Below are 21,105 nucleotides of genomic sequence, written 5' to 3'. Positions count from 1 at the left end.
CGAGCGCACGCCTTATCTCTGTGATTTCATCCAGTATAGAGCCACCGATTGAGTGGATTTATGCTAGATTTCATCGACAACCAGTGGGTTCCACTGCTAACGGCGCGGAAGCGTCTATTTTTTACACAAATCGACCAGTCCGGAGAGATCGTCCATGCGCAAACGCGCCAGTGAATTGAGCACCATTGACCGCAACATACTGCGGGTACTGCAGAAGAACGGCCGCACCAGCTATGCGGAACTGGCGCGACAGGTGGGGCTGACCGCGACTCCTTGCGTCGAGAGGGTCAAGAGACTGGAGAGCGACGGCGTTATCCAGGGCTACACGGCGCTGATCAACCCCGAGTTCCTCGACGCGGCGCTGGTGGTCTTCGTGCAGATACGCCTGAACCGCTCGGCCCAGGATGCCTTCGAGGAGTTTCGCAACGCGGTGTCGGCGCTGCCGGAGGTGCAGGAGTGCTACCTGGTGTCGGGCAATTTCGACTATCTGATCAAGGCGCGGGTGGCGGATATGAGCGCCTACCGCAAGTTCTACGGCGAAACGCTACTGACGCTGCCGGAGGTCCAGGAATGCACCAGCTATGTGGTGATGGAGCAGGTCAAGGAGACGCTGGAGGTACCGGTGCACTACAACCGTTGAGGAGCGGCCAACGGCCGCCCCTACACTGTGATATCAACCTGTGCGCGCTCGGGATCAGTATTTGATGCCGAGCCGGCGATAGATAAAGCCGATCACCCAGGCCGGGCCCACCAGCAGGAACTGCAGATCCTTGAAGAAGGACGGCTTCTTGCCCTCGATATGGTGGCCGACGAATTGAAATATCCACATCAGCACGAAAAGCCCCAGCGCCGTCTGCCACACCGGAATGCCCACGCGCCCGGCGACGGACCAGCCCCACAGGCACACTGCGGTCAACGCGGCCATGCCCAGGGCCAGCGGGAAGGACATCGCCAGGTAGAACAGCAACACCGGCACCATCGCCACCACCGCCCAGTTCAACCACGGGACGGCGGCCATAGCTGCCGGCTGCGGGATATCCCACAGCAGTCCGATCACCGTCGCGTAGATCACCGGCACGGCGATCCAGTGAATAGCCTTGTTGGTGGGGTTCTGGTGGCTCTCGCCGTACTCGGCAAACCACTGTTCGGCAGTGCGCATGGTCTGGTCCTCGCTGTTGTTATCGTTTGAACGCTTGTTCAATGATCAGGGATAAACGACCGCGGTTCAATGCCTATTTTCAGATGGGCGGCACCGCTCACCGCCTGACATAGGCCTCCAGTTGCTGCCGGTAGAGCTCCGCCATTGCCTCGTCGAAGCAGCAGAAGACGATATGCTGGGGCTGGCAGTCTCTGTCCAGGTGCTGCTGCACCTGTTCCACCGCTATCTCCACCGCCTGTTCCGGCGGATAGTCGTAGACGCCGCAGCTGATCGCCGGAAAGGCGATGGAGCGCATATGCTCGCGCCGGGCCAGGGCCAGACACTGGCGGTAACAGCTCGCCAGCAGTTCCGGCTCGCCGAGGTTGCCACCGCGCCAGACCGGACCCACGGTGTGATAGATACGTTTGACGGGGATGGAAAAAGCCGGCGTGGCGCGCACTTCCCCCACCGGGCAGCCGCCGATCTGACGGCAGGCTTCCAGCAGGCGGGGCCCCGCCGCGCGGTGAATGGCCCCATCCACACCGCCGCCGCCAACGAGGTGCTGATTGGCGGCATTGACGATTACATCGACTTGTAATCGAGTGATATCACCGAGATGGACTTCGATCACTCAGTATCTCCAACCGCTATTTGAATAATGGCTGCGGATGGACATCCTTTTCACGTCACAACAGCTGCGCCCCGTGGGGCGCGCCCGGCGCGCGGTGGCCGGCCCGCGGGCTCAGCCCAGCAATTCGCGGTGGCGCGAGGCCACGGCTGCCGGACACTTTGTCACTGCGCTAACTATCACAATAGCAGCTGCGGAGAGAATGAAGCCGGGCAGCAGTTCGTAGACGTCGAAGATACCACCGGAAAGCTGCTTCCAGACCACCACCGTCAGGCCGCCGACGACCACGCCGGCGATCGCCCCGGCACCGGTCATACGGGACCAGAAGAGGCTGATCAGTATCGCAGGACCGAAGGCCGCCCCCAGCCCGGCCCAGGCGTAGGCCACCACGTCCAGCACCTTGGAGTTCGGGTCCATCGCCACCCACACCGCAATCAGCGACAGCGCGACCACGGCCCAGCGGCCCACCTTTACCATCGCCTCGGGGCTGGTCTCGCGCCCGAACCAGACGTGGTAGATATCCTCCGCCAGGGCCGCGGAGCTGACCAGCAGCTGCGAGTCGGCAGTGCTCATGATCGCCGACAGAATCGCCGCCAGCAGCACGCCGGCCACCAGCGGGTGGAAGAGCGCGCTGACCAGCTCCATAAAGATCCGCTCCCCATCCGGCAGCGTCTGCTGCAGCTCCAGATGACCGAACAGGCCCACCGCCATCGCACCGAGAAATCCGAACAGGGACCAGACCGCCGCCACAGTCGCGGCCACCGGCACGTCGTCCGGGCTGCGCACGGCCTTGAATCGCGCCAGGATATGCGGCTGGCCAAAGTAGCCGAGGCCCCAGGCGAGGGAGCTCAGAATGGCCACGGCCCCCAGTGCCTGGCCGGTGTTGTCGCTCATCCAGTGGGTCAGCTCCGGCGCCTCGGCCCGCAGCTTGGCCCAGCTGGCGGCGAAACCACCCACGTCAGAAATCACCACCAGGGGCACCACCACCAGCGCCAGGCTCATCAGCAGTCCCTGGAACACGTCCGTCCAGGACACTGCGAGGAAACCGCCGAACAGCGTGTAGGAAATCACCGCCGCGGCGCCGATAAACACCGCCCAGCGGTAGTCCCAGCCAAACACCGTCTCGAACAGCTTACCGCCGGCGATCAGGCCGGAAGCGACGTAAAAGAGGAAGAACAGCAGGATAAAGATCGCGCAGATAGTGCGCAGGTAGGGGTGGCTCAGATTGAAGCGCCGGTGCAGATAGGCCGGCACCGTCAGCGCATCGTCCAGTTCATAGGTGTATATGCGCAGCCGCCGCGCCATCGCGGTCCAGCTCAACACAATACCGGAGAAGAGGCCGATCGCAATCCAGCCCGACGACAGACCGGCGACATAGGCTGCCCCCGGCAGGCCCAGCAATAGCCAGCCGCTCATATCCGATGCGCCCGCGGAGAGGGCCGCCACCGCCGGCGGCAGTGAGCGCCCGCCGAGAAAGTAGTCACTCGCGTCTTTGGTGCGCCGGTAGGCATAGACACCGATCAGCAGAATCAGCGCCAGGTAGGCAACGAAGGTCAGAGCGACGAGCCATTGTTCAGACATAGGAAATCCCTGTTCTCGAGAGGAGGCCGCGCCCGCAGATACAAGCCCTGCAACTTGCTTATTTCTAGTGCAAGATCCGACCAAAAAATAGGCGCCACAACCAAATTTTATCTTTATTGCGCGTAAATCTACTAATTCGCTGGCGCCGCCTCAATCCGCCAACTACATATTGGGAAACACACGGAAAAAACTGACAACACTATGGGTATCTGTCTGGACGAGCTGCGGCTGCTGGTCATTCGTCCGACCCTCAAGCACCTGAGGGCCTGGTCCGCGGGCATGGAAAACCTGCTGCTGGGCACCGCCGCACAGGAATCGCAACTCGGCTTCCATCTCAAGCAGGGGCGGCGCCACGGACTGGGCCTCTACCAGATACAACCGCACACACACCGGGAGATCTGGGACCAGTACCTGATCGACCACCCGGCCCTGGCCTCCAAGGTGCGCGGCCTGGCCAGCCAGCGGGACTTCCTCGACCACCCCCACAGCGAACTGACCACCAACCTGCGCTACGCCACCGCCATCGCCTGGCTGATCTACCGCGCCGCGGGCGCGGACAAGGTCGAAGAGAACGACGTGGCCGCCATGGCGCGGCTCTGGCACCAGCACTTCCATCACGGCCCCACGGCCTCGGCGCGGGACTTCCAGTGCAGCTATGCGCAGCTGGTCAGCGGTGCCGACCCTACAGATTCAGCGCCTCGATATACTGCGGCGGCTCGTCCGCCGCCCCGTCGGGCACCCAAGACTGCACCTGGCGCTGGATTGCATGCGCATCCCGTGCGCTAGCCGACGGCTTGGAGCGGTCCAGCTCCAGGCGCTCGAAATCGTACAGATCCCGATCCGCCAACTGTGACGGCGACACCCGGGTCAGGGCGGCAAAGATATTCTCGCTGCGCCCGGGGAACTTCCTGTCCCACTCCCGCAACATCTGCTTGATCGCCTGTCGCTGCAGGTTCTCCTGGCTGCCGCACAGGTTGCACGGAATGATCGGAAACGCCTTGTACTCCGCAAAGCGCGCTATGTCCTCCTCGCGGCAATAGGCCAGCGGGCGAATCACGATATTGCGCCCGTCGTCCGCGCGCAGCTTGGGCGGCATTGCCTTCAGGCGCCCGCCGTAGAACATGTTCAAAAACAGCGTCTCGACGATATCGTCCTTGTGATGCCCCAGCGCCACCTTGGTCGCGCCTATCTCCTCGGCAAAACCGTACAGGGTACCGCGGCGCAGGCGCGAGCAGAGGCCGCAGGTGGTCTTGCCCTCCGGCACCACCTCCTTGACCACCGAATAGGTGTCCTTCTCGACGATATGGTAGGGAACGCCGAGGGACTGCAGATACTCAGGCAGCACATGCTCCGGGAAGCCCGGCTGCTTCTGGTCCATGTTCACCGCCACCAGCTCAAAATCCACCGGCGCCGTCTTCTGCAGGTTGAGCAGAATATCCAGCATCGCGTAGGAATCCTTGCCGCCGGACAGGCACACCATGATCTTGTCGCCGGCTTCGATCATGTTGAAGTCGGCGATGGCGCGGCCCACATTGCGGCGCAGGCGCTTCTGCAGCTTGTTGAATTCCAGCCGCTCGCGGCGGCTTTCCAGGTCGGACATGGTGATTCTCTTACTACGGGTTCCCGATCCAATTACGGCGCTTCGGACTGTAATGCGAAGGCCCTGATGCCGGTAGCGGAGCCGCCACTGAACGCACTACAGCCCCGGCAATCAGGGCGCGATTGTACGCATTTCGATCACGGAGTACACGACTGATCATCCACCTCCTGCCCCAGCAGAAGCTGCACACAGGGCCAGACGTGGTCGAGCAGCGCCGGCTGGGCCTTTGCGGTCGGGTGTATGCCGTCCGCCTGCATGGCGCCGTCCAGCAGCGCCACCGGCTCCAGGAAGAAGGGCACCAGCGGCACCTGCTCCGCCTGCGCCACCTTCGGGTAGACGGCCGCAAAGGCCTCGGTATAGGCGCGGCCGTAGTTCGGCGGCATGCGCATGCCCAGCAGCAGCACCCCGGCACCCGCCCCCTTCGCCGTTTGCACCATCTTACGCAGATTGCGGGCCAGCGCCTGGGGCGGATAGCCGCGCAGGCCGTCGTTGCCCCCCAGTTCCACGATCAGCCAGCGCGGCCGGTGCTCCTCCAATAAACGCGGCAAGCGCGCCAGGCCGCCGGACGAGGTCTCTCCGCTGATACTGGCATTGACCACCTCGATCGGCGCGCCCCCCTCCTGCAGGCGCTCGCGCAGCAACTGCACCCAACCCTGGCCCTCGTCGATTCCGTAGGCGGCGCTGATACTGTCCCCCAGCACCAGCAGCTTCTCGGCCGCCCGCGCCTGTCCCGGCGGGGCCAGCCCCAACGGGACGACCAGCAGCAGACACAAGCCGAAACGCGCGAACAGCTGCCGGAAAAAATCTGTCGTCATGTCATACTCTCCACTTCCGAATCCCCGTGAAAAAACACAAAGGTAAGCATCCACCCTCGGTGTCCCGGGGAAAGAATACCGGAGCTTGATGCGAAGGCCCCGGTAGCAGGTCCACCCGAACATCGGCTTAGTATCACAGGGTGAGCAGTTACACACAGCGCAGTCGCAGAAGGAATCCAGAATGTCCGCCATGCTCAGGGCCGAAAACCTCCACCACCGGGTCGCCACCAGCGAGGGCCCGCTGACCCTATTGAATAATATTTCCCTGCAGCTCGCCCGCGGCGAGAGCCTCGCCATCACCGGCGCCTCCGGCTCCGGCAAGTCCACCCTGCTGGGCCTGCTCGCAGGCCTCGATAAACCCAGCGAGGGCCGCATCTGGCTCGCCGGCGAGGAGATCACCGCGATGGACGAGGAGCAGCGCGCGGCTCTGCGCGCCCGCTGCGTCGGCTTCGTGTTCCAGATCTTCCAGCTGCTGCCCGGCCTGACCGCGTTGGAAAACGTCATGCTGCCGAGCGAACTGCGCGGCGAGCGCGGCGCCGCCAGGCGCGCCGGGGACTTCCTCGACCGCGTCGGCCTCGCCCACCGCCTGCACCACTACCCGCGCCAGCTCTCCGGCGGCGAGCAGCAGCGGGTCGCCATAGCGCGCGCATTCGCCAGCTTCTCCGCTGACGACGGCATCCTGTTCGCCGACGAGCCCACCGGCAGCCTCGACGCCGGCAACGGCGAAAAGGTTATAGATCTACTGTTCAAACTCAATGCCGAGTCCAACACCACCCTGGTACTGGTCACCCACGAACAGCGCCTGGCGGCGCGCTGCGGTGCCCACTTGCGCATGGCCGCCGGGGAGATAGAGGCCGGCGATTCCGACAGTACGCTCGCCGAGGTGTCCGCCTGATGCTGCCGCTCAAACTGCTATTCCGCGACTGGCGCGGCGGCGAGCTGGCCCTGATCGCCACCGCCCTGGTGCTGGCGGTGACCTGCGTGACCGCCATCGCCCACTTCACCGACCGCCTGGCGCGCGCGATGGAACAGCAGTCGCTGACCTTCCTCGCCGCCGAGCGGGTGCTGCGCAGCAGCCGGCCTGTGGACCCGGCCTGGCTCCAGGAGGCCCACAACCGCGGCCTTGAGCAGGCGCAGGCGGTGCAGTTCGCCTCCATGGTGGCCGCCGGCGACCAGTTCCAGTTTGCCGCGGTCAAGGCGGTCGGCGCGGGCTATCCGCTGCTCGGCGAGCTGGAGATACGCGAGGCTGAAAACGCCCCCAGCCAGCGAGTGCGGCACGGCCCGGCGCCCGGCGAAGTCTGGGTCGAAGCCCGCCTGCTGCCGCTGTTGCAATTGCGCCTGGGCGAATCACTGCAGCTCGGCGACACCCGCCTGCGCGTCACCGCACTGCTGGAGCGGGAACCGGACCGCGGCACCAGCTTTTTCGATATGGGCGCGCGCGTGCTGATGCACCTCTCCGATCTGCCCGCGGCCAATGTCGTGCAGCCCGGCAGCCGCATCCGCTACCGCTACCTGTTTGCCGGCGACGACCGGGCGCTGGAGCAGTATTTCGCGTGGCTGAAACCACAGCTCACCGAACACCAGCGGGTGATCGACCTGCGCGAGGGGCAGCCGCAGGTGGCCCGCGCCCTGGATCGCGCCGAGCGCTTCCTGTTCCTGGCCGGCAGCCTGGCGGTGCTGCTCGCCAGCGTCGCCGTGGGCCTGGCCGCGCGCCGCTACGGCCTGCGCCACACCGCCTATGTGGCGGTGATGAAGAGCCTCGGCGCCGGGCGCGGCAAGGTGCTGTCGATCTACCTGGGCCAGTTGGCCGCGCTGACCCTGATCGCCACCGCGGCCGGCCTGATGCTCGGCAGCCTGATCCAGTCCCAGGCGGTGAATCTGATGGCCGATTTCTTCCCGGTGGAACCGCCGCCGAGCCACTGGTCGCCACTGCTCACCGGCCTGGCCACCGGTTTCGCCTGTGCGCTGGGCTTTGCCGTGGCGCCGCTGGTGCGCCTGGCGCGCACCGACCCGATGCAGACGCTGCGCCGCGACTGGAGCAACCCGGACAGGCGCGAGTGGCTGGGCCTGGTGCTGGGCCCGGCCAGCATGCTGCTGCTGATCTGGTGGCTGTCCGGCAGCCTCGCGATCACCGCGGCCCTGTTTGCCGGGCTGGCGCTGCTGGTGGGCGGCGCGGCCCTGGTCAACCGGCTGCTGGTACGCGGCAGCCTGGCCGCCATCGGCGGCGCCTGGCGCATAGCACTCGGCAGTCTGCAGCGGCGCGCGGCCTTCAACACCCTGCTGATCGCCGCCTTCGGCACCGGCCTGCTGGCGATGCTGGCGCTGGTCTTCGCGCGCACCGCGCTGATCGACGAGTGGCGCATGCAGCTGCCGGACAATGCGCCCAACCACTTCCTGATGAATATCGCCCCCCACGAGGTGAGCGACCTGAGCGACATGCTGGCGAACAAGCATATCGCCAGCACCGAGATATACCCGATGGTGCGCGGGCGCCTGGTGGCGATCAACGATATGCCGGCCAGGGAGTACGAGAAGACACTGAGCAGCGGGCGGGTCGGCGCCCTGCACCGGGAGCTGAACCTGAGCTGGACCGAAAACCTGGCCCCGGACAACCGCATCCTCGAGGGCAGCTGGTGGGACGAGACCGACGAGGGGGTGAGCGTTGAGGTGGAGCTGGCGGCGCGTCTGAACCTGTCCCTCGGCGACCGGCTGCGCTTTTCCATCGGCGGCCTGGAAGTCGAGGCCCCGGTAACCAGCTTCCGCTCCCTGGACTGGAACAGCATGCGGCCCAACTTCTACATGCTGTTTGCCCCCGGCACCCTGGAGGACTTCCCGGCCACTTATATCACCAGCTTCTACCTGCCGCCGCAGCAGAAGCTGCTGGTCAACGAGCTGGTGCGCCACTTCCCCAGTGTCAGCGTGATAGAGCTGGACAAGATCATCCAGCGTATCCGCGACACCATCGCCCAGGTCTCCCTGGCCATCGAGTCGGTGATGGCGCTGATGCTGGTGGCCGGTGTACTGGTACTGGTGGCCGGCGTGCGCGCCAGTATCGCCGAGCGTTTGCAGGAGGCGGCGATTATCCGCACACTGGGCGGCCGCCGCCGGCTGCTGTTGCAGAGCCTGGTGCTGGAATTCGGCCTGCTCGGTTTCGCCGCCGGCCTGCTGGCCGCAATCGGCGCCGAGGCGACGCTGGCGGTGCTGGCGCAGCGGGTGTTCGAACTGCCGTTCACCTTCCACCCGCTGCTGTGGCTGCTGGGCCCGCTGGCCGGCGCGCTGCTGGTGGGCAGCGCCGGCACCCTGGCCTGCCGCAGCTCGGTCAGCCAGCCGCCGCTGAAAGTGCTGCGGGAATTGGCTTAATACAAGAATTACCCCCAATGTAGGAGCGGCCCATGACCCCGATCGGATTCCAGAGAACTTGGAGAGATCGATCGCGGCCATGGGCCGCTCCTACAGGGGCAGAAAATTCACCCGACCCAAGAAAAGATTTATGGATCTGGACTTCGACCGCGCCCATATCTGGCACCCCTACTCCTCCCTGATTGACCCGCCGCCGGTCTACCCGATTAATCGCGCGGACGGGGTGCGCCTCTATCTGGAGGACGGCCGCGGCTTGATCGACGGCATGTCTTCGTGGTGGTGCGCGCTGCACGGCTACAATGTGCCGGAACTGAACAGCGCCATGCGGGCGCAGATGGAGAAGATGTCGCACGTGATGTTCGGCGGCCTCACCCACCAGCCCGCGATCGACCTGTGCAAGAAACTGGTGGAAATCACCCCGGAGCCGCTCACGCGGGTCTTCCTCGCCGACTCGGGCTCGGTATCGGTGGAAGTGGCGATCAAGATGGCGCTGCAGTACTGGCAGTCCCAGGGGCGCCCGGAAAAGAACAAGCTGCTGGCCCTGCGCAACGGCTACCACGGCGACACCTTCGGCGCCATGGCCGCCTGCGACCCGGTCACCGGCATGCATCACCTGTTCGCCGGCCAGCTGACCCAACACTTCTTCGCCCCGGCGCCGCGGCCGAAGTTCGACGAACCCTGCAGCGACGGCGATATCGCCGAACTGCGCCAGCTGATCGAGGAAAACCGCACTCAGCTGGCGGCGGTGATCCTCGAGCCGATAGTCCAAGGCGCGGGCGGTATGCGCTTCTACTCGCCGGAATACCTGAAGCGGGTGCGCGCGCTCTGCGACGAGCACGAGCTGCTGCTGATCGCCGACGAAATCGCCACCGGCTTCGGCCGCAGCGGCAAATTATTCGCCTGCGAACACGCCGGCATCAGTCCGGATATCCTGACTCTCGGCAAGGCGCTGACCGGCGGCACCATGACCCTGGCCGCAACCCTGTGCACCGACCGGGTGGCCGAGGGTATCTGCCGCGGCGAGGCCGGTGTCTTTATGCACGGCCCGACCTTTATGGGCAATCCCCTCGCCTGCGCGGTGTCCAACGCGAGTATCGAGCTGCTGCTCGCCGGCCCCTGGCCGCAGCGCGTCGCCGCCATCGAACGCCAATTGAAAAGCGAGCTGGCTCCGCTGCGAGATTCAGACGCCGTCGCCGATGTGCGCGCCCTCGGCGCCATCGGCGTGGTCGAGATGCGCGAACCGGTGAATATGACGCGGGTACAGGAGGCGCTGATCGCGCGCGGCGTCTGGCTGCGCCCGTTCGGCAAACTGGTCTACGCCATGCCGCCCTATGTGATTTCCGAACAGGACCTGGGCCAGCTGACCAGCGCCATGGTCGAAGTCCTCGGCAATCTCCAATAGCCCCCGTAGGAGCGGCCCATGGCCGCGATCGATATCCGGAAATACTCCGGAGTCCAATCGCGGCCATGGGCCGCTCCTACAAAACAGCAGTTTCCAAATAAGGTTAAACCGTGCAACCGCTGCTCACCGTCACCGACCTCGAATGCCGCTACGGCGACAAGGTCATTCTCGAATCCGTCTCCCTCGCTCTGAACGAGGGCGAGATCGCCTGTCTGCTCGGCCCCAGCGGCTGCGGCAAGACCACGTTGCTGCACGCCATCGCCGGCTTCCAGCCCGTCTTCCGGGGCGCGATTGTCCTGGGCGGGAATCCCATCTCGACACCCGCGGCCATCACGCCGCCGGAAGAGCGCAAAATCGGCGTGGTGTTCCAGGACTACGCCCTCTTCCCGCACCTGAGCCTGGAGCAGAATATCGCCTTCGGCCTCAAGTCCCTGCCGCGCGCAGCGCGGGACAGCCGCGTGCGCGAGCTGCTGCGACTGGTGCGCCTGGAAAACCTCGCCGGCCGCTACCCGCACCAGCTCTCCGGCGGCCAGCAGCAGCGCGTGGCCCTGGCCCGCGCCCTGGCGCCGCGCCCGCGCCTGTTGCTGATGGACGAGCCCTTTTCCAACCTGGACACAGAGCTGCGCCGCAGCCTGGCCGCCGAGGTGCGGCACATTCTGCGCGAGGAGGGCACCGCCGCACTGATCGTCACCCACGACCGCACCGAGGCCTTCGTGGCCGGGGACAAACTGGGCATTTTAAGCGGCGGCCGGCTGCAGCAGTGGGATACACCGGAAAATGTGTACCGCGCGCCGGCCAGCGCGGCGGTAGCGCGCATCGCCGGCGAGGGCAATCTGCTGCCGGGCAAACTGCTCGAGCCCGATCTGGTCGAGACAGAACTGGGGCGGGTGCACCTGGCCTCCGCCATCGAAGCGCCGGGCAAAGCGCTGCAGGTGTTCGTGCGCAGTGAAGATCTGGCGCCAACAGAAGACGCCGATGCGGTTGCGGCCCAGGTGGTGGAGCGAAGTTTTCTCGGCAGCAGTGTGCTGTACAAATTCCGCCTGCCGGGCGGTCGCCTGATAGAGGCGACACTGGACGCGCAATTCCAGTTTGCGCCGGGTGTGGAAGTGCCGTTGCGTATTGGATCACCGGTGGTCTTCGCCGAAGAGGCTGCTGTCTAGCGGTCGCGGCCAACGGCCGCGATCGGCGCTCGAATGAACCCGCTACAACGCCGGCGCCTCCGACTCCAGCAGTTCAACCCGCTCCTCGCCCCTGCGCCGCCCCATGGAGCGGCTCAGCAGAACCACCGGCAGCAGCCCCACCAGCACGATCAACAGCGCCCCCAGCGCCGAGCGCTCCAGCATCTCGTCGGAGGCAAACTGGTAGACATAGGTGGCCAGGGTGTCGAAGCCGAAGGGCCGCAGCAACAGCGTGGCCGGCAGCTCCTTCATACAGTCCACAAACACCACCAGCGCGCCGCTCAAAAGACCCGCGCGCACCAGCGGCAAGTGCACCGCCCACAGGGTCTGCCAGCTGTTGCGCCCCAGGGAGCGGGCCGCGCGGTCCATCGACGGCGTGACCTTGTCCAGACTGGACTCGATCGCGCCGGCGGAAACGGCCAGGAAGCGCACCGTATAGGCGAATACGATTGCGAACACGCTGCCGGAGAGCAGCAGACCGGTGGAAATATCGAAGTGCTCCCGCAACAGCGCGTCCAGCGCATTGTCGAAGGCCGCCAGCGGAATCAGCACGCCGATGGCCATTACCGCACCCGGCATCGCGTAGCCCAGCTTGGCCAGGCCCACCAGCGATCTGAGCGGTCGCGACGGGTTCAGGCGCTTGCCGTAGGCCAGCAACAGCCCCAGCAGCGCGGTCAACAGCGCCGCGGCGGCGGACAGCAGCAGACTGTTGCGCGCAATCGCGAAGAAGTCGTCCGTCCAGTAGCTGGCGAAGTTGCCCAACGCATAGCCGCCCAACACCAGCAGCGGCACACCGAAGCCTGCCAGCAACAGCAGCGCACAAAACGCGAAGGCCGCGAGCGCGCGCCAACCGCACAGCCTGTAGTAATCCCGGCTCCGGGCTGGCGATTGCACGAAGTGCCGCTGCTGCGCGCGCCCGCGGCGCTCCAGCGCGATCAGCAGCACCACGAACACCAGGGTGCTGCTGGCAATCTGCGCCGCGCCGCCCAGATTACCGCGCGAGAGCCAGGTATCGTAGATGCCGACGCTGAGGGTGCGCACCGCAAAGAAATCCACGGTGCCGAAATCGTTCAGGGTTTCCATCAGCACCAGCGACAACCCCACCGCGATGGCCGGGCGCGCCATCGGCAGTGAAACTCTGAGGAAACTCTGCCAGGGCGTGCAGCCCAGGGCGCGGCTGGCGGCGCGGATGCTGCCGCACTGCTCGATAAAGGCCGCCCGCGCGAGCATATACACGTATGGGTAGAGCACCAGGGACAGCATCGCTATGGCACCGCCCATGCTGCGGATTTCCGGAAACCAGTAGTCCCGCGCGGTCTGCCAGCCAAAGCAGTCGCGCAGGAACATCTGCACGGGCCCCGCGTATTCCAGCAGGTCCGTGTACACATAGGCGATCACATAGGCGGGCACCGCAAACGGCAGCAGCAGCGCCCACTCGAAAAAGCGCCGCCCGGGGAAGCGGCACATGGTCACCAGCCAGGCGCCGCCGACACCCGCCACCAGCGTCAACACCGCGACGCCGAGCGCGAGAATCAAAGTCGCGGAAATATAGCGGAAGAGCACCGTATCCAGCAGGTGCGGCCAGATATTCTCCTCGGGAAAGAGCGCCAGCCAGAAAATCGACAGCACCGGCAGCGCCACCAGCAGCGCGATTGCCGCCACCAGCAGTATCCAGCGCTGACCGGACCCGTTGAGCCGGGAAGTTACAGAGGCAGGGAGCATAAAATCGAAAAACGCGGCCCCCGCCTCCCGGCGTGGGCCGCGCCGCAGCAATTGTTCGGATTGCGCGATTTTAGAAATCGAAGCCCACCTCGTCCACCAGCCGCGAGGCGGCGGGCACATGGGCGCCGATTTCCGTCAGGCTCAGATCGTCCTCCTTGAACTCACCCATATACTCCTCAATCAGCTCGGAGCGCTTGGTGCCCGGGCGCACCGGGAACTCGAAGTTTTTCTCCGCGTAGAGGTACTGGGCCTCGGCGCCGCTCAGGAACTCCAGCAGTTTGACCGCGTTGTCGCGGTTGGGGGCGTGCTTGGTGACCACCGCGCCGGAGACAAACATATGAGTGCCGCGATCCTGCTGGTTGGGGAACACCAGATTGACTGACTTGGCCCACTCAATCTGCTCAGGCTCCTCGGTGTTGGTGATCATCTTGCCGAAGTAGTAGCTGTTGCCGAGGGACAGATCGCAGACGCCCTCCTTGATCGCCTTCACCTGGGCGCGATCGTTGCCCTGCGGCTTGCGCGCCAGGTTGGCCTTCAGGCCCTCGAGCCACTTTTTGGTTTCCGCCTCGCCGCGGTGGGCGACCATGGATGCGAACAGGGAAAGATTGTAGGGGTGCTTGCCGCTGCGGGTACAGATGCGGCCCTTCCACTTCGGATCCGCCAGTTCCTCGTAGCTGGTGATCTCTCCGGGCTCAACCCGGTCCTTGGACGCGTAGATCAGCCGCGCGCGGGTGGTGAGGCCGAACCAGTTGCCTTTTTCGTCGCGGAACTGCGCGGGGATATTCTTTTCCAGCACCTCGCTCTGCACCGGCTGCGTCAGCCCCTTGGCCAGCAGATCCATCAGGCTGCGGGTGTCGGAAGTCAGCACCAGGTCCGCCGGGCTGTTGCGGCCTTCCCGCTGCAGCCGCTCGTTCAGACCGCTCTTGGCGTAGACCACTTTGGTCTCGATGCCGGTCTCCTCGGTGAACTTGTCCAGCACCGGCTGGATCAGAAATGGCTGGCGGTAGGAGTAGATATTGACCTGCTCGGCGGCGGCGGCCAGCGCCGTTAACAGGCCGGCAACTGCTATTGTGCTGCGAAGAAGTGTGCGCATGAACATCGGAGATCCATAACCGTTCAGTTACTTTGAGAAGCATTCTCATTTGTGGGGACGGCAAAGTCAACCGCAACTGCACCGATCTCCGCCGCGGCAGAGTCGTCTAAATCCACCTATGCTTAGGGCACAAACGCCATCCGAGGAGAACCCATGCACAACTACTACCTGCCCCTGCTGATACTGATACTCGCCCTGGCCGGCTGCGGCCGCCAGAGCGACACCCACGACCCATCCGACGCCGAGCCCCCGGCGCCCGGCGAAACCGCCACCGAGGCGATGGAGGAGCCCATTGCCCCACCGCCCCCGGAAGAAAGCACCGACGTCCAGACCAGCCCGCCGCCGAACGGCACCAGCGCCGAAGCGCCCATCTGCACGCCCGAGTGGTTTGCCTGGGTGCACGAACAGATACGCACCCGCCACGACGGCGACCTGGCCGAACTCTACCCCGCCGGCCTCCCCGAGGTGGGTAGCGCTGAGTGGTTCCTGGCCGTGGACAAACTCACCGGCGGCGACGGCGCGCACGGCCCGGACGGCGGCAGTACCGAGTGGTGCAACATGGTGCAACAGCGCCTCGCCACTCCGGACCAGTAACGCGAGGAGAAAGCATGCAATCGCTCAAGACACTGTTGCTGGCCGCCGTTGCGGCCTTGTCTGTGCAGCCGGTCCTGGCCGATGAGAAGCCGCCGCCCGGCGCCATGGCGCTGTCGATGGTTCTGACCAAACTGGAGCAACAGGGCTACACCCCGATCATCGATGTGGCCCTGGACAACGGGCGCTGGAAAGTGGAGGCCTACAAGGAGTCGGAGAAACGGGAACTGCAAGTGGATCCCAACTCCGGCGAGATCCTCTCCGACGAAGCGGACGACGACTGAACGCTCCCCTCTCCCGCACCTGCCGGGTGGATGGTCCCCGTCCACCCGGCAAATCGACCGCACGCACAGTCGACTCCGGTGGCGTACAATGGCCGCTGGAATCACTCGGAGTTGAATAGATGCTGCCCATGGTTCGCGCCAGCGCGCTGTCGGGGTACACGCGGCTGTTGCGCCACTACGGTGTCGACCCCCAGGCGCTGTTCGCGCGCCTGTCGCTGCCTGCCAGTTTCCTGGACAGGCCGGACCTGATGATCCCGCTCCAAACCAAGATCGAGCTGCTGGAATTGGGCGCGGAGCTCAGCGACTGCCCCCATTTCGGCCTGGAGCTGGCGCAACAGCAGAACATCTCCATGCTCGGCGCCCTGGGCCTGCTGATACAGCAGAGCCCGACACTGCGCAGCGCCCTCGACACCATCGCCACCTCCATCGGCCAAGCGGTGCAGGGGCTGGATGTGTGGCTGGAGGAGCGCGGTGGCCTGGCCTATCTGCGCTCCACTTACCGCCTCGAGGGGGAGGCCGCCCTGTCGCGCCAGCACAATGACAACACCCTCGCCGGCGCCTACAACATTCTCAATTTCCTGCTCAACGAAAACATTCCTCTGCGCGCCGTCTATCTGTGCGGGCCGGAACCTGTCTCCCTGGAGCCCTACAACCGGCTGCTGCACGCGCCCACGGTGTTCGGCAGCGACTACAACGGCCTGGTATTCGAAAGCAGTTACCTGGAGCGGCCGGTGGTGGGCGCCAACCCGGAGATGCGCGGGCTGATCGAGCACTTCCTGAGGAAAAAACAGCTCGACGAGTTCCGCGAGCGGCTGCTGTGGATCATCACCAACCGGCTGCCCCTGGGCCCGGTGACCCTGGAGGCAGTGGCGGCGGAAATCAACATGGCCCCGCGCACACTGCAGGCGAAACTGAGCCGGCGCGGCACCAGCTTCCAGCAGCTGCTCGACCGGGCGCGGGTGGAACAGGTGTGCACCTATATGCTCGACGGCGACCTGAGCCTGACGGAAATCGCCGACCTGGTGGGCTACAGCCAGCTGAGCGCGCTGACCCGCAGCTTCAAACGCATCATGGGCGCCAGCCCCGCCGCCTGGCGGCGACAGCTGCTCGAACCATCTGCGCCATCTGTCAAATAGCCGACACCATCGGTCAAATGCCCCCGGCGGACTTGGGGTAAGCTCACCCGATAGCGACAAATCCAATCGGTGATGCGATGACCACTCAGACACTGACCCACAGCGACGTCGACCAGGCCCTGCTGCAGAACCTGCTCGACAAACAGCGCGCGGCCTACCTGGCCGACCCGGTCCCCGACTACCGCCAGCGGGTGGCAGACCTGAAGACCCTGGCGCGTATGCTGCGCGAGCATCAGGAAGCGATGGTGCAGGCGATCAGCGACGACTACGGCAACCGCTCCCGCAACGAGACACTGTTCTGCGAGTTCTACCCGGTACTCGACGGCATCAAGGACACGCTGAAAAAACTCAAGAAGTGGATGAAGCCCCGGCGCCGCCATATCGACTTCACCGCCTTCCCCACCTCCTCCAACCGCGTGATACCACAGCCTCTCGGCGTGGTGGGCGTGATAGTACCGTGGAACTTCCCGATCAACCTGGTCTTCGCCCCGCTGACCGGTATCTTCGCCGCCGGCAACCGCGCCATGGTGAAGATGTCGGCCAACTCCAGCCACCTGGCGGAATTACTGCAGCGTATCAGCGGCGACTACTTCCCCGAGGACAAGCTCGCGTTCGTCGCCGACAGCGGCGGCATAGGCCCGATATTTTCCTCCATGAAGTTCGACCACCTGCTCTTCACCGGCTCCACCGCCACCGGCCGCGCGGTGATGCGCTCCGCCGCCGACAACCTGACGCCGGTCACTCTGGAACTCGGCGGCAAGTCGCCGGCCATAGTCGCGCCGGACTTCCCGATAGACACCGCAGCCGAACGCATCATCTTCTGGAAGCTGATGAACGCGGGCCAGATCTGCACCACCGTGGACTATGTCTTCCTGCCGGAAGATAAAGTGGACACTTTCGCCGAAAAGGCCAGGCAGCTGGTGCAAAAGCGCTACCCGGATCTGCAGAGCGCCGATTACACCTCGGTGATCGACGACACCTCCTACCAGCGCCTCTGGGCGACCCTCGACGACGCCGTCGCCAAGGGCGCCACCGCGATAGACCTGTCCGGCGGACAGGGCAGCCGCGACGACAGGCTGCGCAAGTTTCCGCCGCACCTGCTGCTAAATGTCAGCGAGGATATGCAGGTCATGCAGCGGGAGATATTCGGCCCACTGCTACCGGTAAAAACCTATACCGACAGGGAGGAAGTCGCGAAATACGTGACCGGCCGCGACCGCCCGCTGGCCATCTACCCGTTTACCAACGACAGATCGCTGCAGGACTTCTATATCGAGCGCGTGATTTCCGGCGGCGTCTCGGTCAATAACTGCGTGCTCCACGTGGGCCAACACGATATTCCCTTCGGCGGTGTCGGCGAGAGCGGCATGGGCCACTACCACGGCTACGAGGGCTTCCTGACCTTCTCCAAGTTGCGCCCGGTTTTCCAGCAGGGGCCGCTGGATCCGCTCAAACTACTGATGCCGCCCTACGGCAAAACCGCCAACAAGATCATGGAGCTCATGCTGCGCATGACCCGCTGACGCGCCTCACCCTCCAAAGCCAAACGCAATCTGTAGGAGCCTGCTTGCAGGCGAATGGACCGGCACCCGGCAACCGTTCGCCTGCAAGTAGCCCCCAGCGCTTCACCGGATAGGGCCAAATCGGCGGGGTTGCCGGTTTGAGCGCCCGCAAAGCGGGTGGGCGTCAGGGATGGCGCGGGGCAGCGGTGCGCCTATCAATAAATTGGGAACCCGTCTCTCCTCACATTACCAATAGATATTCCGGGTAGTGAGGAGTTGTCCATGAGTTTCTTCGCCACCGTACTGCTGGTAAACGCATTGACCTTTCCGATACCGCCGGGCATCGACCCCAACACCCCGGCCCCCATCTACGACAGCCCCGACCTCTACGGCGATGAGCCCTCGGAAATCGCGCTGGACTATTCGACCATCCGCAGCAAACTGCACGGTCTCGGCTTCAGGCCGATTACCGATGTGAAATTCGTCGGCGGGCGCTGGAAGATCAAGGCCAGATACGGCGGCCAAACGCGGGCACTGGAGGTGGATCCGGACAGCGGACTGATTATTTCCGACCGACCGGACCACCGCTAGGGCCGGATTTTGCACTACTCGCCTGATGCCCCAGCATTTTATGCTGTATGGCCACGCGGTATCTGAATGCCGCTGAAGGTGGTCTTAAAATATTCAGATTGATCAATCTACAATCTGGTGATTTTTATCCGGACGCAATTTCCCCTTACCCCATTATTTTCATGTGCCGGGATCAGCACACCGAAACTCTATGTTGGGACCAGTCGGGCCGCCAGTCGGCAGAAGATTTCTCTGTCCGGCAGCGAAGATGACAAGCAGAAGCGCAGGCGACGTGTGTTCTTGATGACCACGGCGGCAACCTTTATCAGGCGGTTGCGCACTGTCGAGACTGAGGCCTTGGCCAGCCTGGTATTCTGCAGGTGGCTCCTCAAGTGCTCGAACAGCACCCACGCCAGTGCCGAGAGCAGCAGGCGCCACTGATTTGGCCACCAGCGGTGGCAGGAGGTGCGATCGGCAAAGAGATCCATTTGCTGATCCTTGATCCGGTTCTCCATGTCGCCACGGGCACAATAGACTTCCCGGTAGAGCGTTTCCGCATCCTCGTCTTCCAGGTTCATGGTGATGAAGCGAGGATTCGGTCCGCCACGGGTATATTCGGCTTTGCCGATCACGCGCCGCTTGTGCTTCCAGGAGCCGGCAGCATACTGGAAGCTCCGGAACAGGCTGAGCTTGAAGCCGCCGCAGCTGTCGTAGTAGCCGTGGAAGAAGCGCTGCTCCTGCTCGCCGTGTACCGAGATATCAGTAGCATCGAAGTCCAGGATCAGGCGCTTGGGTGGCTTCTTGTTGTGGCGAGCCACGAACTGGTCGAAGAGCACCTTGTGCAGGCCTACGACAACAGAACGGTTCTGCTGCTGTTCAAAGCGACACAGGGTGGCAGTACTGGCGAGCGCTCCCCGGTGCTGACAGCCGGTCTGGAGCGCGCTATCGAAGCGCAGTTGGTCGTGATCATTCAGATCCGCGAAGCCGGCGCCAATAGCCTCTGCCGTACCAGCTGTTCCGTGCTGTGCTCGATACGCTTTGGATCGCGCGGGTCATGGACAGCCCTGGCCACCAACTGAGACAGTTTCAGGTGCCGATCACACTCGCTCAAGAGCAATAGGCCAGAGTTGGAGGTCAAGTCACCGCCAGTGAAATCTGCGGTGATTTTACGGCGAGAAAGGGATGAAAAGCTGAGTTCAGGCTGGTAGCATTCTGTCACGGCGGAATTTCTTATCGGACTGCCTTGAACACCAGCGATGATAAGACTTTCCGCCGTTCTTGTATCTGACGTGGTGCAAAATCCGGGTTAGTGTGGCTGGCTGGCACCACCCCACTTACATCTCGATGATTTTAAGGAGCGTTGCCCTTGCCACAGTTCTATTACCTTCCTTTATTCTCCACGTAAGTCCTGGCTTCAATTTTTCATCAAGCTCTGGATAGGAGATGAAGGTTATTATCACCTCCGCAGAGTCTCCTGGCTCTAACTTCTGTAGGCATTTTGGAAAAGTTACTTGCCCTATAAACATCCAATCTTCCTGCATCCATGAAAACTGATGATCTGGTCTATAGTAACCGGCGCTGCAATCAATTGGAGTTCTTCTTCCATCATCTTTGCTCCATGGAAGCAACTCCATAAACGCTGTAACCGTTGTGCTCTTTGCTTGATCTCTATCCATGGCTGGTCTCAAACACTAACGCCAGAATCAGCGACATTTCAGGAGTGGAGCAAAATGCGTTAAAATCGCGTAGCGATGCATTTTGTGGAACGGATAAAATGTGGGGCAGCCTCTTTTTATGCGCACAGACTTTGCATGTGTTTCTAAAACCCAAAATACAATCGCTGAATATATTTTTCAGCCAATCATGCTTTTGTTTATCATAAAATACAAGTATAGATTAGTTCGGTTGATAGTTTGCTTCCGGCCATAATTCGTTAATTTCGTCTGCTTGTTGCTGCGCGCTAAAACGCTCCCAGACGATACCATTAACGTCGGTGTCTTGGCTAAATTCTTGCGCAGCTGGATCTTCCCAACCTAGATGCCTTAACTCACCAGGAGTGCAATTAGCGTCTTGGCGAATCGAAACATTAAGAAACTCAGTGCGCCAAAGTGCGTATTCGCCCAAAATATATGAGCATGGTTCAACGCCAAGCCGGGCTGTGTAATCCGATACAGCTTCTTCTATTTTATTGGTAGAAATTGCAATGTGCAGCTTCTTCATTATTACTCCTTTTGAGCTTCTTGCGTAGTTGGATCTGAAATTTTTGCAGCGCATAACGAGCCTGTAGAAAAACGAATTTCGAAATAATCGTTTTATGGCTCTCATTTTTCTTCGGTTGAGTGAGCGCTATTTAACCATGATTGTTTTACATAATCACCCATTTCGCGTAGACCGCAGCCATTTCACGTTGGCGAGTGTGGATAACCCCGTGAATTAGTGAATCGCCCCATATCGCATCAATTTCTCGATGTTATGCACTAAACAGAACATCCGCCATTGCCCCTG

Annotated in this window: 20 protein-coding genes and 1 pseudogene; 11 read left to right on the top strand and 10 right to left on the bottom strand. The window is 63.1% G+C overall.

Translation table 11 applies throughout. The features are described 5' to 3' along the window. Positions 1 to 154: 154 nt before the first annotated feature. Positions 155 to 640, top strand: a complete 486-nt coding sequence (locus ACXAF3_RS17155) for an Lrp/AsnC ligand binding domain-containing protein (protein ID WP_475113516.1) — start codon at positions 155 to 157, stop codon at positions 638 to 640. 54 nt (positions 641 to 694) lie between these two features. Here ACXAF3_RS17155 and ACXAF3_RS17150 read toward each other — a convergent pair whose 3' ends face one another. From ACXAF3_RS17150 to putP, 3 genes are all read right to left on the bottom strand, one after another. After that, positions 695 to 1,159 (bottom strand): Mpo1 family 2-hydroxy fatty acid dioxygenase, encoded by a 465-nt coding sequence (locus ACXAF3_RS17150; protein ID WP_475113515.1) that lies wholly within the window; start codon positions 1,157 to 1,159, stop codon positions 695 to 697. A gap of 97 nt (positions 1,160 to 1,256) precedes the next feature. Beyond that, complete coding sequence (locus ACXAF3_RS17145) at positions 1,257 to 1,769, bottom strand: O-acetyl-ADP-ribose deacetylase (RefSeq protein ID WP_475113514.1); 513 nt, start codon at positions 1,767 to 1,769, stop codon at positions 1,257 to 1,259. A gap of 111 nt (positions 1,770 to 1,880) precedes the next feature. Beyond that, positions 1,881 to 3,347 carry a sodium/proline symporter PutP gene (putP, locus tag ACXAF3_RS17140; protein ID WP_475113513.1) on the bottom strand — a complete coding sequence of 489 codons (1,467 nt, stop codon included), beginning with the start codon at positions 3,345 to 3,347 and terminating at the stop codon, positions 1,881 to 1,883. 201 nt (positions 3,348 to 3,548) lie between these two features. On the opposite strand from putP, the gene ACXAF3_RS17135 reads away from it, so the two are divergent. Next, positions 3,549 to 4,133 (top strand): hypothetical protein, encoded by a 585-nt coding sequence (locus ACXAF3_RS17135; RefSeq protein WP_475113512.1) that lies wholly within the window; start codon positions 3,549 to 3,551, stop codon positions 4,131 to 4,133. Here the strand turns inward: ACXAF3_RS17135 and ttcA are convergent. Then, entirely contained in the window at positions 4,030 to 4,947 is a 918-nt protein-coding gene (ttcA, locus tag ACXAF3_RS17130; protein WP_475113511.1) for a tRNA 2-thiocytidine(32) synthetase TtcA, read from the bottom strand. The genes ACXAF3_RS17135 and ttcA overlap by 104 nt on opposite strands. A gap of 137 nt (positions 4,948 to 5,084) precedes the next feature. Then, on the bottom strand, positions 5,085 to 5,762 hold the full coding sequence (locus tag ACXAF3_RS17125) for an arylesterase (RefSeq protein WP_475113510.1): 678 nt from the start codon (positions 5,760 to 5,762) through the stop codon (positions 5,085 to 5,087). Positions 5,763 to 5,943: 181 nt separating this feature from the next. Here ACXAF3_RS17125 and ACXAF3_RS17120 point away from each other — a divergent pair, with 181 nt between their 5' ends. The 4 genes from ACXAF3_RS17120 (at position 5,944) to ACXAF3_RS17105 (ending at position 11,684) form a co-directional block, all read left to right on the top strand. Then, positions 5,944 to 6,657, top strand: a complete 714-nt coding sequence (locus ACXAF3_RS17120) for an ABC transporter ATP-binding protein (RefSeq protein WP_475113509.1) — start codon at positions 5,944 to 5,946, stop codon at positions 6,655 to 6,657. Continuing rightward, a complete protein-coding gene (locus tag ACXAF3_RS17115; protein WP_475113508.1) occupies positions 6,657 to 9,122 on the top strand; it encodes an ABC transporter permease in 2,466 nt (821 codons plus the stop codon). The genes ACXAF3_RS17120 and ACXAF3_RS17115 overlap by 1 nt, the downstream gene beginning before the upstream one ends. Before the next feature lie 130 nt (positions 9,123 to 9,252). Further along, complete coding sequence (gene bioA, locus ACXAF3_RS17110) at positions 9,253 to 10,524, top strand: adenosylmethionine--8-amino-7-oxononanoate transaminase (protein WP_475113507.1); 1,272 nt, start codon at positions 9,253 to 9,255, stop codon at positions 10,522 to 10,524. Positions 10,525 to 10,634: 110 nt separating this feature from the next. Then, positions 10,635 to 11,684 carry an ABC transporter ATP-binding protein gene (locus ACXAF3_RS17105; RefSeq protein ID WP_475113506.1) on the top strand — a complete coding sequence of 350 codons (1,050 nt, stop codon included), beginning with the start codon at positions 10,635 to 10,637 and terminating at the stop codon, positions 11,682 to 11,684. Positions 11,685 to 11,726: 42 nt separating this feature from the next. On the opposite strand, the gene ACXAF3_RS17100 is transcribed toward ACXAF3_RS17105, so the two are convergent. Both ACXAF3_RS17100 and ACXAF3_RS17095 read right to left on the bottom strand, forming a co-directional pair. After that, positions 11,727 to 13,364, bottom strand: a complete 1,638-nt coding sequence (locus ACXAF3_RS17100; protein WP_475113505.1) for an ABC transporter permease — start codon at positions 13,362 to 13,364, stop codon at positions 11,727 to 11,729. A gap of 130 nt (positions 13,365 to 13,494) precedes the next feature. Then, positions 13,495 to 14,517 (bottom strand): Fe(3+) ABC transporter substrate-binding protein, encoded by a 1,023-nt coding sequence (locus ACXAF3_RS17095; protein WP_475113504.1) that lies wholly within the window; start codon positions 14,515 to 14,517, stop codon positions 13,495 to 13,497. A gap of 153 nt (positions 14,518 to 14,670) precedes the next feature. Here ACXAF3_RS17095 and ACXAF3_RS17090 point away from each other — a divergent pair, with 153 nt between their 5' ends. The 5 genes from ACXAF3_RS17090 to ACXAF3_RS17070 all read left to right on the top strand — a co-directional run bounded on the left by ACXAF3_RS17090 (position 14,671) and on the right by ACXAF3_RS17070 (position 18,621). Further along, positions 14,671 to 15,111, top strand: coding sequence for a hypothetical protein (locus ACXAF3_RS17090; RefSeq protein ID WP_475113503.1), 441 nt, complete (start codon positions 14,671 to 14,673; stop codon positions 15,109 to 15,111). Between the two features lie 14 nt (positions 15,112 to 15,125). Continuing rightward, positions 15,126 to 15,392: a PepSY domain-containing protein gene (locus ACXAF3_RS17085; RefSeq protein WP_475113502.1), complete on the top strand. Its 267-nt coding sequence runs from the start codon at positions 15,126 to 15,128 to the stop codon at positions 15,390 to 15,392. A gap of 119 nt (positions 15,393 to 15,511) precedes the next feature. Continuing rightward, positions 15,512 to 16,528 (top strand): AraC family transcriptional regulator, encoded by a 1,017-nt coding sequence (locus ACXAF3_RS17080; protein WP_475113501.1) that lies wholly within the window; start codon positions 15,512 to 15,514, stop codon positions 16,526 to 16,528. 77 nt (positions 16,529 to 16,605) lie between these two features. Continuing rightward, positions 16,606 to 18,051, top strand: a complete 1,446-nt coding sequence (locus ACXAF3_RS17075) for a coniferyl aldehyde dehydrogenase (protein WP_475113500.1) — start codon at positions 16,606 to 16,608, stop codon at positions 18,049 to 18,051. A 261-nt stretch (positions 18,052 to 18,312) separates the two neighbouring features. Further along, on the top strand, positions 18,313 to 18,621 hold the full coding sequence (locus ACXAF3_RS17070) for a hypothetical protein (protein WP_475113499.1): 309 nt from the start codon (positions 18,313 to 18,315) through the stop codon (positions 18,619 to 18,621). Between the two features lie 188 nt (positions 18,622 to 18,809). Here ACXAF3_RS17070 and ACXAF3_RS17065 read toward each other — a convergent pair. The 3 genes and pseudogenes from ACXAF3_RS17065 to ACXAF3_RS17055 all read right to left on the bottom strand — a co-directional run bounded on the left by ACXAF3_RS17065 (position 18,810) and on the right by ACXAF3_RS17055 (position 20,820). Next, positions 18,810 to 19,819, bottom strand: a pseudogene (locus ACXAF3_RS17065) (transposase). Between the two features lie 115 nt (positions 19,820 to 19,934). After that, complete coding sequence (locus ACXAF3_RS17060) at positions 19,935 to 20,276, bottom strand: hypothetical protein (RefSeq protein ID WP_475113498.1); 342 nt, start codon at positions 20,274 to 20,276, stop codon at positions 19,935 to 19,937. Positions 20,277 to 20,496: 220 nt separating this feature from the next. Then, positions 20,497 to 20,820, bottom strand: coding sequence for a hypothetical protein (locus ACXAF3_RS17055; RefSeq protein WP_475113497.1), 324 nt, complete (start codon positions 20,818 to 20,820; stop codon positions 20,497 to 20,499). Positions 20,821 to 21,105: the final 285 nt, after the last annotated feature.

It is taken from the genome of Microbulbifer sp. ABF4_143, from assembly GCF_056160225.1.
This window is presented reverse-complemented; position numbering and strand designations above follow the sequence as displayed.